Annotated in this window: 10 protein-coding genes; 4 read left to right on the forward strand and 6 right to left on the reverse strand. The window is 73.1% G+C overall.

Annotated features, from left to right (window positions below; translation table 11 throughout):
- A partial coding sequence (locus ACTS11_RS18295) for a glycosyltransferase family 2 protein (RefSeq protein WP_442641721.1) occupies positions 1–856 on the reverse strand: 856 nt, incomplete at its 3' end.
- Positions 857–1,054: 198 nt separating this feature from the next.
- Here ACTS11_RS18295 and ACTS11_RS18300 point away from each other — a divergent pair.
- Both ACTS11_RS18300 and ACTS11_RS18305 read left to right on the forward strand, forming a co-directional pair.
- Positions 1,055–1,819: a family 16 glycosylhydrolase gene (locus ACTS11_RS18300; RefSeq protein WP_442641722.1), complete on the forward strand. Its 765-nt coding sequence runs from the start codon at positions 1,055–1,057 to the stop codon at positions 1,817–1,819.
- Positions 1,816–3,048: an O-antigen ligase family protein gene (locus ACTS11_RS18305; RefSeq protein WP_442641723.1), complete on the forward strand. Its 1,233-nt coding sequence runs from the start codon at positions 1,816–1,818 to the stop codon at positions 3,046–3,048. The genes ACTS11_RS18300 and ACTS11_RS18305 overlap by 4 nt, the downstream gene beginning before the upstream one ends.
- Here ACTS11_RS18305 and ACTS11_RS18310 read toward each other — a convergent pair.
- On the reverse strand, positions 2,994–4,013 hold the full coding sequence (locus ACTS11_RS18310; protein ID WP_442641724.1) for a glycosyltransferase family 2 protein: 1,020 nt from the start codon (positions 4,011–4,013) through the stop codon (positions 2,994–2,996). The genes ACTS11_RS18305 and ACTS11_RS18310 overlap by 55 nt on opposite strands.
- Positions 4,014–4,275: 262 nt before the next feature.
- Between ACTS11_RS18310 and ACTS11_RS18315 the strand changes: the two genes are divergently transcribed.
- Both ACTS11_RS18315 and ACTS11_RS18320 read left to right on the forward strand, forming a co-directional pair.
- Positions 4,276–5,385 carry a glycosyltransferase gene (locus tag ACTS11_RS18315; protein ID WP_442641725.1) on the forward strand — a complete coding sequence of 370 codons (1,110 nt, stop codon included), beginning with the start codon at positions 4,276–4,278 and terminating at the stop codon, positions 5,383–5,385.
- Complete coding sequence (locus tag ACTS11_RS18320; RefSeq protein WP_442641726.1) at positions 5,382–6,404, forward strand: glycosyltransferase family 2 protein; 1,023 nt, start codon at positions 5,382–5,384, stop codon at positions 6,402–6,404. Before ACTS11_RS18315 ends, ACTS11_RS18320 begins: the two co-directional genes overlap by 4 nt.
- Here ACTS11_RS18320 and ACTS11_RS18325 read toward each other — a convergent pair.
- The 4 genes from ACTS11_RS18325 to ACTS11_RS18340 form a co-directional block, all read right to left on the reverse strand.
- Positions 6,401–7,309: a polysaccharide pyruvyl transferase family protein gene (locus tag ACTS11_RS18325; RefSeq protein WP_442641727.1), complete on the reverse strand. Its 909-nt coding sequence runs from the start codon at positions 7,307–7,309 to the stop codon at positions 6,401–6,403. The two genes, ACTS11_RS18320 and ACTS11_RS18325, sit on opposite strands and share 4 nt — an antisense overlap.
- On the reverse strand, positions 7,306–8,787 hold the full coding sequence (locus tag ACTS11_RS18330; protein WP_442641728.1) for an oligosaccharide flippase family protein: 1,482 nt from the start codon (positions 8,785–8,787) through the stop codon (positions 7,306–7,308). Before ACTS11_RS18330 ends, ACTS11_RS18325 begins: the two co-directional genes overlap by 4 nt.
- 8 nt (positions 8,788–8,795) lie before the next feature.
- The gene (locus ACTS11_RS18335; protein WP_442641729.1) at positions 8,796–9,506 is read right to left on the reverse strand and encodes a sugar transferase; all 711 of its coding nucleotides are present in this window, start codon (positions 9,504–9,506) and stop codon (positions 8,796–8,798) included.
- A 317-nt stretch (positions 9,507–9,823) separates the two neighbouring features.
- Entirely contained in the window at positions 9,824–11,056 is a 1,233-nt protein-coding gene (locus ACTS11_RS18340; protein WP_442641730.1) for a glycosyltransferase, read from the reverse strand.
- Positions 11,057–11,156: the final 100 nt, after the last annotated feature.

Here is an 11,156-nt window from a genome sequence, read left to right on the forward strand (position 1 = left end):
CATGGCGCAGCCCGGCCCGCGCCATGTTGCGCGCCTTCAGCTCCGCGACGAGGGCGGCGAAACCGGCCGAGCGCGCGACGAGCGCGCGCCAGTCGTCGAGGGCGGGGCCGAGCGCCGCCTCGGCCCCCGGCATCTCGGCGCGCAGCAGGGCGAGCGCGCGCTCCATCCCCGCGACATCGGCGAGGACGAGCCGGTGCGAGACCGAGGCGCGGTGGCGCCGGTAGAGATACCAGGGCCGCGGCAGCACGGCGGCGCGCGCGCCCGACAGGACCAGTCGCAGGAGCAGGTCGAGATCCTCGCCCACCGTCATGAAGTCCCGGTAGCGCAGGGTGCCGAGCGCCGTCCGGCGCATCATCGGCTTGAGGTAGCCCACCGGCACGGCGGGCCGCCCCGTCTCGGCCAGGAGGAGCGCGCGCGCATCCGGCCGCCAGGGCCCCGTCAGGCCCATGGGCGCGAGGAGCGTCCGCCCGCTCTCGGCCCCGAAGCGCACGAGGTCGTCGGCGACCACATCGGCGCCGAGGGCGTGGGCGGCGGCGAGCAGCCCCGCGATCCGGCGCGGATGGATCAGGTCGTCGGCATCGACGACGGCGATCCAGTCGCCCCGCGCCGCCTCGAGCCCGAGGTTCCGCGCGGCCCCGGGCCCGCGCCGCGCCCCGCCCCGCAGAAGCCGCACGCGCGCGTCGGAGGCCGCCAGCGTCGCGGCGATCGCCGGGCTTTCGTCGGTCGAGGCGTCGTCGCAGAGGAGGAGTTCCAGGTTGCCATGCGTCTGCCCGAGAACCGAGGCCACGGCGTCGCGCAGGTAGGGCGCACCGTTGTGGAAGGCCATGACGACGGAGACGAGGTCCTGTTGGGGCATGGGCGGTCCTTGCCGAGGGCCGGGGGCCTCCGCCGCCCGGCGTTGCACGCCGCCACCCGACGCCGACGCTAGGGCCGGTGGTCGCGTCGGGCGAGTCCTTTCCGCACCGCGGCATGGATCGGCGGAACCCTGCTGAAACGCTGCGCCGCGCGGCAAGCTGCCCTGCAATCGCCTTGTTTCAGCGGGAGCACGCGGTTCATGCCTTTCACCCGACGACCCGCGCTCGCCGCCCTTCTCGCCCTCTCCGCCGCGCCCGCTGCGGGGCAGGGTTTCTTCGACGGGTTCGACGACCTCGACCGCGCGCGATGGCCCGAGCGATGGTTCGTGTCGGACGGATGGAGCAACGGCGACTGGATGAACTGCGCCTGGTCGCGGGAGGCCGTGTCGGTGCGTAACGGGCACCTCGTCCTCGGCATCCACGCCGCCCCGGACGGCACGATCCGATGCGGCGAGATCCAGAGCCGGGCCGAACTCGGCCACGGCACCTACGAGATCGCGATGCGCACCGGCGCGGGATCGGGGCTGAACGCGGCCTTCTTCACCTACATCGGCCCGGTCCACGGCCGCACGCATCACGAGATCGACGTCGAGATCCTGCTCCGCGACACGGTCCGGGCGACCTTCAACACATATGTCGAGGGCACGCCCATGCATGGCGGCGACGCGCCCCTCTCCGCACCCTCCGACGCGGGCTTCCACCGCTACGCCTTCACCTGGGACGCGGACGGGATCGTCTGGTTCCTCGACGGGGAGGAGGTCCACCGGACGCCGCCCGGCGCGTCCCTGCCCGAACCGCCGCAGAAGATCTACGCGAGCCTCTGGAGCAGCGACAGTTTCCCGGACTGGATGGGCCCCTTCGACCCCACCGCTCTGCCCGCAGAGACGCTGATCGACTGGATCGCCTTCACGCCGCTCGGCGCGCCCTGCCACTTCCCGCAATCCATCCTCTGCGAGGGCGGATGACGGCGCGGGCGGAGGTCTTCGGCCGCTTCAGCGGGCGTCTGCCGGACGTGGACCGGCTGCTCGCGGGCTCCGCGCTGGCCGCGCTGGTGGCCGAGCCGGTGGTGGGCTCGCTCGCCGCGCTGGGGTTTCTGGCGGCGGGGATGCTGCTCCTCGCGCTCAGGCCGGCGGCCTCGGTCATGGACCTGTCGGAGTTCCGCCTCGTCCTGATCCTGCCCGCCTACTGCCTCGTCAGCACCCTCTGGTCCGAGGTGCCGGCGCAGACGCTGCGAGCGGGCGTGCAGCTTTTCGCCACCTTCGTCATCGCCATCCTGATCGCGCGGCGCCTGCCGCCGGGGCGCTTCCTCGTCCTCCTCTGCGGGGTGCAGCTCGCCATCGTGCTGGCGAGCGTCACGACGGGGTCCTACCGCGCGGACACAGGCGCGCTGACGGGCTACTACGGCAGCAAGAACGCGATGGGCGGTGCAGCGGCGCTGCTGGCCGTGCTGGCGGCGGGGCTGGTGGCGCGGCCCGGAGGTCTCGGCATGCGCGCAGCCGCGCTCGGGGCCGCGGTGGCGGGCATCGGGGCCGCCGTCCTCGCGCAGTCGATGGGCGCGCTCTTCTCGCTCGTGGCGGGGCTCGCGGCCTACCCGCTCCTGCGCGCGGTGCGGCCGCTCGGGCTCGGGGTGCAGGTGGCAGTGACGGCGCTCGCGGTCCTTGCCGCCGCGACCCTCGGCGTCGTCGTCGCCGCGAACATCGACGCGCTCGCGGCCTTCGTCCTCGACACGACGGGCAAGGACATCACGCTCACCGGGCGCACCGATCTCTGGCGCGTCGCGCTCGACGAGATCGCCGCGCGCCCGCTGCTCGGCACCGGCTACCAGGCCTTCTGGCACAGCGGCAACCCGCTCGCCCAGAGCCTCTGGGCGCAGTTCGGTATCGAGAGCCGGTCGGGCTTCAACTTCCACAACCTCTATCTGTCGAACGCGGTCGAGATCGGCATCCTCGGCGCCGGGATGCAGGCGACGCTCCTGCTCTGGACGGGGATCGCCGCGCTGCGCCTCGCGCTGCTGACGCGCGACCATCGCTCGGCGGCCTTTCCCGCGGCGGCGGTGATGGTGCTGTCGGTCACGCCGCTCGAGGTGCAGGTCTACTTCCAGTTCAACCTGCACTCCCTCCTGATGATCGCGATCCTGGTCTACGCGCGGGACGGCCTCGCCGTGCTGGCCCCGCCGCGCGTCCCGAGGAGGTAGCGCGGCGCGGCCGACGGCGGGGGCGGAGCCCCGAGCTTGTCGCGCAGCACGCCCCGCAGGATCGGCGGCAGGTTCGACGGCGGGGCGAGCGCGAGGCCCATCGCCGCGCCCCACCCCGCGCCGGACTTCGCGTCGAGGAAGGCGCGCAGGAGATGGCGCGCCGCGATCTGCCGGTGCAGCCGGGCGAGGACCGGGCGCGCGCCGTGCTCGGGGCCGAGCGACGCCAGCAGCCGCGCCGCCGCCGCCTCGAGCGCGGCGAGATCCTCGGTCCGGTGCCGCCCGCTGAGCGAACCCGCCCGCACCCGCGCGGCATAGCCCGTCCGGTGCGAGACGAGGAACCGCGCCCCCGCCGCAAGCGCGCGGGCGTAGAGGTCGAAGTCCTCCCCGAGGCGCAGCGCCGGGTTGTAGCGGAGCCCGTGCCGGTCGAGAAAGTCACGCCGCATCAGCGGCTTAAGGAAGCCGAGCTCGCCCCGGTCGGGCCCGTTCCGCAGGTTGCCGGCAACAAAGCCCGCGAGGTCGAGCGCACTCAGCCCCTCGCCCTCGGGCGGGGCGCCCGCGTCGAAGGCCTCCTCCGGCAGGAACACGATGTCGTCGGCCACGAGGTCCCAGCCCTCCGTCGCCGGAAGCCGTGCGAACCGACCCGGCAGGAAGGCGTCGTCGGCGTCGAGCACGGCGAGGAAGGGCGCGCGCGTCGCCTTGATCCCGAGGTTGCGCGCGGCGGCCGGGCCGAGGTTGCCGTGGCTCCGCAGCACGCGGAGGCGCGGATCGCCCCGCGCGGCGACCTCCGCCGCCTCGGCCGTTCCGTCCCGCGAGGCGTCGTCGATCACGACGACCTCCGCCACCTCGCGCTCGGCCAGCGCGGAGGTCACGGCCTCGCCGACCGTCTCGGCGGCGTCATGGGCGGCGATGAGGACCGCGACCGATGCTTCGGGCAGGGTGGGGGCTTCCGTTCTGGAAACAGTCATGGAAAAACCCGATCCGCGTTTCTGAATTGGCGGCCCCCGCATGAAAGATAGAGCAGCGCTCGCGGAAAATCGTCCGATTCCGCGAGTTCGTGGCGCCGAGTGGGTGAAGTGGCGTCATTACGCTCAATTCTGACCCGTGGCTGCGCAGAAAAGAGCCGATGTCCACATTTCGGAAGAAATTCCTAAAGAATACGTCCGAGAATCGGAATTGGCCCGTTATTCTCGGGCCGATCCGGTTCCCTTTTTCGCCCCGAGGCCCCAAATGACCGTCGCCACCCGTATCCCGCCCGAGGCCGAGGCCGTTCCGCGCACCCTCCGCGTCGCCTTCGCGGGCGGGAACGGCCTGCCGCCCGAGGATTCCGGCGGCGTCCAGAGCAGCACGGACGATCTCGCGCGGCGGCTCTTGGCGCGCGGGGATGCGCCGGCGGTCCTCGCGCCGCTCTACGGGCAGGGCGTCTTCGGCCTCCGGGCCCGGGCAAGGCTGAAGCTCGCGCGGGAGCCCTTCGCCGAGGACCGGCACCTCGGCTATCCGGCCTTCCGCACATGGTTCCCGGCGGAGGCTGTCGGCGTCTTCGCCCATCGCACCAGGCCCGACGTCGCGGTCGTCCAGTGCCGTGGCAGCGTGCCGATCGCGCGGGCCTTCCGCGCGGCGGGCGTGCCGGTCGTGCTCTACCTCCGCAACGTGGAGTTCACCGAACTCGACGGCGATCCGTCGCGCGCGGGCGCCGCGGCCTACATCGCCAATTCCCGCTTCACCGCCGCCACCTACCGCGAGGCCTTCGGCATCGAGGCGCACGTGATCCCGCCGACGGTCGACCCGTCCCGCTTCGCGGTCGAGACCGACGGAAGCGCCGTCCTCTTCATCAACCCGGTTGCGGAAAAGGGCCTCGACCGGGCGCTGTCCATCGCGGCGGCCTGCCCCGAGATCCCCTTCCTCTTCGTCGAGAGCTGGGTTCTCTCGCCCGCCGCGCGCGCGGCCCTGCTGCGCCGGATCGCGCCCCTGCCGAACGTCGCGTTCGAGCGGCGCAAGGCGGATGTGCGCGATGCGTTCCGCCGCGCCCGGTTCCTCCTCGCCCCGGGCGTCTGGCGCGAGGCTTGGGGCCGCGTCGCCTCGGAGGCGCAGTGCAGCGGTCTGCCGGTGATCGGGTCGGACCGCGGCGGTCTGCCCGAGGCCATCGGTCCCGGCGGCGTCGTCCTGTCGGCGGAGGCGCCGCTCGCCGACTGGGTGGCGGAGGTGCGGCGGCTCTGGTCCGATCCGGCCAGCCACGCCGCGCTGTCGGCAGCGGCAAGGGCGCACGCGGCGCGGCCCGAGATGGACCCGGACCGGCAGTTCGCGACCTTCCGCGCCATCCTCGCGCAGGCCGCCGGATGAGCGCGTTCCGCCGCGTCGGGGTCGTGATCCCGTTCTACCAGCGGGAGGCTGGCATCCTGTCCCGCGCGCTCGGCGGCGTGGCGGCGCAGGTGCTGCCAGAGGGCGTCGCGCTCCGCGTCTACGTGGTCGACGATGGCTCGCCCCGGCCCGCAACCACGGAGCTTTCGGACTGGCACGCCCGCCTCGAGATCGTGCTGATCGAACAGGCGAACGGCGGGCCGGGACGGGCGCGGAACGCCGCGCTCGACCGGATCGAGGCGGATGGCGACGTGGACCTCGTCGCCTTTCTCGATTCCGACGACGTCTGGCACCCGCAACATATCGCCGACGCCATCGCCGCGCTCGGTCATGGCTACGACTTCTACTGTTGCGACAACGTCCGGCCCGGCACCTACGCGCTCTTTTCCGAGCATTTCCCGGTGCTCGCCGGGGGGGGCGCCGGTCTCGCCGCGCGCTCGGTTGTCGTCGATCCCGAAGGGCCGGTGCGGGGCTTCGCGCCGCAGGAACTCTGCGACGACGTCGCGGTCAGCTACCTCAGCCATACCTCCACCGTCGTGCTTCGCGCGGGCGCCATCGGGGATTTGCGCTTCGACCCCGACCTCCGCAGCGCGGGAGAGGACCGCATGTTCTGGCTGATGCTGGCGCTTGCGGGCGCGCGCGTCGCGATCTCCTGGCGCGTCAACGTCACCTGCGGCCAGGGCGTGAACCTTTTCTTTTCCGCCCATGACTGGAATTCCCCGGCCACGGTCGAGCGTCTGGGCTGCGAGCTTCTATTCGCGGAAAAGCTCCTTCGCCACGAAATCCTGACGGAGGCGCGGAGGAATTATGCCAAATCCCGCGCGCGTCGGTCGCGCAGGGCCTATTCCTTCCTGTTCCTGCGAATGCTCGTCCGCCTTCGCCCTCCGCCGCTCGGGACATTCCGCAGGCTGTTGGCCTTCGATCCCCTTCTGCCCTTGCGGATGCCGCCGCTCTTTCTGGGCGTGCTCCTCGACCGCCGCCCGGCGGGCGAGCGTCTCTAGGCCCTGAGCGCGCGCACCCTCTCCGTCCGCGACCGCACGAAGGCGTCGAGCGCCTCGCGGCATCGCGTGGTCGCCCGCTCGATGGCGGCGTCCGCGCTGAGCATCGGCTCCGTCCGTTCGGCCAGTTCGATCAGCCGCCGCGCCGCGCGGTCGCGCAACGCCTCGTTCAGCGGTGCCACCGCCCGCCCCTGCGCCAGCCGTGCCGAGCGCGCACCCTTGCCCTGGAGACCGGTCGCCAGCACGTAGGCCTCGCGCAGGTTCGAGGGCGGCAGCCGCGCGCGGCGCAGCGCGAGGCCGAGCGACGCGGCCCAGTCCTCCCACTTCATGCGGTGCGTCGGGTGGAAGGGCAGGACCGGCACCCAGGGCCTGCGGAGCGCGTCGGCGACGATGGCGCCGTGCATCGCCTCGGTCACGACCACGCGCGCGCCGCGGATGCGCGCGACGAGGCGCGCCGGATCGTCCCTCGGGTCGAGATAGGCGAGGCCGGCCCGCGCGCAGACCTCGGCCCAGTCGCCGCGCGCGGCGCTCTCGAAATGCGGCATGAAGGCCGCGCCGACGCCCTCCTCCGGCGGGGGAAGCGGCGTCTCGCGCAGCAGGATCGCGGCGTCGCAGATGGCGCGCGCGGGATCGAGGCCGAGGCGCGCCGCCGTCAGCGGCCCCCGCACCCAGAGGATGTTCCAAGTCCCGTCGCGGATGTCCGGCAGGGCCGAGTAGCCGCCGTAGCCCGACCCCGCGACATGCTTCATCCCCGTGCCCGGATAGGTCCGCAGGATCGACCCCGCGCCGAAGAACAGCTCCGCCTCGTCTTCGTCGAGGAAGCCTTGGGGCAGGAGGTGCCGCCAGAGGCCCTCGTTCAGTTCGTCCCCGAAATTCGGCGGGTCGTGCCGGAAATACGTCAGCTTCATGGGGCGGACCTTGCGTTGCGGAGGAGCACAAGCTCCCCCAGTTCCTTCCGCGCCAGGAGCGCGAGCGCGCCCGCGTAGACCGTGGCCCCGGCGAGCACCTGCACCCCGAGGCGCGGCCCCCCGCCGAGGTCCGGCGCGAGATACCCCGGCGCGAGGACGGCGGGCACCATCGCGAGCGTCGCGAGGAGAGGCGCGCGCAGGCTGCCGAGATAGGCGCCGCGCGACAGGCCTAGGAGGCCGCGCGCCTTCTCCAGCGAGAGCGGCCAGAGCAGGAGCGCGCGGGCGACCATCGCCGCCATGATCGCGTCGAGGCCGAAGGGGTGGAGCGCCAGGATGATGGCGAGAAACGACAGCTGCATCCCCGCCTGGTAGCGGAACCACCAGTCCGGGTGGCCGAGGTTGCGGATGAGCGCGCCCTGCACGATCCCGATGGCGGCGAGCGGCCCGAGCGCCGCGAAACAGGTCAGCGCGAAGACCGCCCCCGTCCACTGCGCCCCGAAGAGGAGCGGCACGGCGGTGGGCGCGACGAGCACGAGCCCGGCGAAGACCGGGAAGGCGAGGGAGGCGGAGGCGAGGCTCGCCAGGTGGAAGGCGCGGCGGCGCTTCTCCGGCTCGGCCTGGAGGCTCGCCATCAGCACGTTCGTCACCGGCGCGAAGACGCCCGCCGTCACGTCGCTCAGCATCGCGAAGAGGCGTCGCGCGAAGAAGAAGAGCCCGAGGACCGGCGCACCCAGCACGAGGCCGAGCGCGAACTGGTCGAGCCGCGCCTCGTTCAGCACCCGTCCCCCCATCGCGTAGAGCCCGAAGAAGCGCAGCTCCGCCAGCGCCGCGAGGCTGCCCGACCGGCCCGGCCGCCAGCGCGCGGCCAGCGCGGTGACGACGAGCGCCACGAAGGAATTCACGATCTGCGACAGGACCAGCGCCCAGAGCGCGTGGCCCGTCAGCACGAGGCCGAGGCAGACGAGCGCGCCGATGCCGTTCGCGAGCGTCGAGCGGAGCGCGGTGTAGCGGAACTGCATCCGCCGCGCGACGAGCGAGGTCGGCACCGCCGCCGCCGCGTCGAAGAGGATGCGGAGCGCGAGGACGGGCAGGATCGCGGCGAGCACGTCCGTGCCGAGCCATTCGGCCAGCAGCGGCGCGCCGAGCGCGAGCGCGGCATAGAGCGCGACCGCCACCCCGATCGTCGCCCGGAACACGGCGTCGAGATGCGCGGGGCGCAGGTCGCTCCTCTGGATGATGGCTTCGCCGAAGGCCGCCGGCACGGCCATCGAGGCGATGGCGACGACCGCCGCGGCCAGCGCGACCGCGCCGAATTCCGCCGGCGTGAGCACGCGCGAGGTGACGAGGAAGACGCCGAGCGCCAGCGCCGTCGACACCGCCACGGCGAGCAGGTTCCACGCCACGCCCGCCACCGAGGCGCGCGTCCGCCGCGCGCCCAGATGCGCGAGGTCCTCGACGGTGGTGTCGGTCGCGGCCACTCCGCGCCTCAGTACGAGCCGCGCGCGCCCAGCACGACCGGCACGGTCCGCGCGAGGATCGCGAGGTCGCCCGCGAGGCTCCAGTCCGTCACGTAGCGCGCGTCGAGGCTGACACGGGCCTCGTAGGTCGTGTCGCTCCGGCCGCTGACCTGCCAGAGCCCGGTGATCCCCGGCCGCGCCGAGAGGTAGTGGACCGCCCGGCTGCCGTAGCGCGACAGCTCGCGCGCGACGACGGGGCGGGGCCCGACGAGGCTCATCTCGCCGCGCAGCACGTTGAGGAGCTGCGGCAGCTCGTCGAGGCTGTACTCCCGCAGGACGCGGCCGGCCGGCGTCACCCTGGGGTCGCGGCGGAGCTTGCGCGTCTCGTCCCACTCGCGGGCGGCTTCGGGGTCGGCGGCGAGGTGCGCGCGCAGCACCTCCTCGGCGTCCACGCACATCGTGCGGAACTTCAGGCAGCGGAAGCTGCGTCCGCCGAGGCCGACGCGCTCGTGCCCGAAGAACACGGGGCCCGGCCCCGAGGCGCGGACGATGAGCGCCGTGAACAGGAAGAGCGGCGACAGGACCGCCAGCGCGAAGCCCGCGATGACGATGTCCGCGGCGCGTTTCACGGCGCCCCCAACGGCCTTCTTTTCCGGAAGCCGCGCCGCGCCCTGCTGGGGCACGGTCATGGCGGCGCTCGTGTCGGTTTCGATACAAGCGCCCTGGTCGACGAGCGACATGGCCCAATCCTCCGTTGGGCCCCCACCGAGGGGACTCATCGCACAGTCCCTTTCGCGAATGCAGCGAATTTTATGTGTCAGCCCGCGCGACCGGCAGGCTTCCGCCGTGCGCATTGGGTTTTTCCGTGCCGCGGCGCAGAATCGGGGCCCTGTGCCCCCTTGGTTCGCGCGACATCTGGGGGCACTGGCGCCCCTTGTCGCAGGATGTTGCGGTGCCCCCCCTTCGTCGGCGGATTCATGCACGCCTGGCGTGGGCTGCCCAAGGAAACGGCGCTCTGCCTGTTTCGTGGGACACTTCTGCACGGATTTCCGAGGGCTTAACCCGCGAGCCGCCCCTCGGCCGACGGGGCGATTCCCGGCGGCCCGGGCAGGACGGGCGCAAGGCGCCCGGCAAGCTCGCCGGGGGTCAGCCGGAAGTCGGCGGCCGGCCGCGCGAGGAGGCCCGACGACACCGCCCGCAGCCGGTCCGGACCCAACGCCTCGAGCAGCGTCGCGAGGGCGCCCGCCGAGGCCTCGGGGATCGTGAAGCCGAGCCCGTCCCCGGCGACCTTGCGGCCGGTCTCGGTGCCTTCGACCGCGATCGAGGGGCAGCCGAAATAGCTCGCCTCGTAGATGCGGTTGGGCAGGAGCCAGTCGCTGTTCCCGCCCGCCTGCCAGAGGTCCTGCGCCCAGACCGCGTCGCAGCCCGCGTAGATCGCGGCGAGGTCGTCCGGGTAACGGTAGGCGCCCATGCGGCGGATGTTCCTGTGGGCGGCGAGAACCGCATCGAACTCCGGCAGGGCATGGGCATGGACGTTGCCATGACAGCGGATCTCGATCCGCGGTCCGAAGTGCCGCGCCACGCCCGCGAGGATCGCGAGGCTCCGCGCGCAGCGCAGCGACCCGACCCAGCCCAGAACCAGCGGCGCGCCGGGCTTGCGCGGCGGCGGTCGAACGGGGCGGGGCAGGGCGTCCGTGCCGGTCCAGAGCTTGTTCTCCAGAAGCGCCACCGGCGTCGCGATGCGCTGGACCGGCTCGAAGTAGCCGCGCAGGAAGCCGGGCGAGGAGAGGATGACGAGATCGCTCGCCGCGAGGACCCGCCGCTCGACCCACCGCATCGCGGCGCCGAGCGCGTCCGCCCGGGTGAAGAGGCCGTGGATGTCGAGGCATTCGTAGACGAGGCGCGCCTCGCGCGGCCCCGCGAGCCGCCGCATCGCGAGCGCGAGGAGCGCCATGTCGATGTTGCGCGCGATACAGACGTCGCTGCCCCGCAGGATCGCCCGGTTCCGCCAGACGCGCGGGATAGCGCGCATGAGCCGCCAGAGGCGCAGGAGATACCGCCGGTTGCTCGACGGGCCGAGCGGAAGGTCGGGCCAGTCGGGCACGAAGCGGGCGTTCATGTTGTCCCGCCGGAAGGAGACGGAGGCCACTTCGTGCCCGAGGCTGCGGATGCTCTCGATCCGGCGGATCTGCGCCGCCTCCGCGATGTCGAAGGCGAAGAACACCACGCGGGCGCTGCGCGTCTCCTCGGGGCGCGGAAGGGGGCTGGTGTCCCCGCTGGGGCCGGGCATCCGCCCGGTTCCGCCGCTCAGGCCGCCTCCGCCCGGCGCAGGATGCCGGCGGACGCCTCGGCCAGCGCGGCCACCGCGCGGCGGCGATAGTCGGCGTAGG

This window comes from Roseicyclus sp. (assembly GCF_052168335.1).
In the GTDB taxonomy this organism is placed as follows: Bacteria; Pseudomonadota; Alphaproteobacteria; order Rhodobacterales; family Rhodobacteraceae; genus Roseibacterium.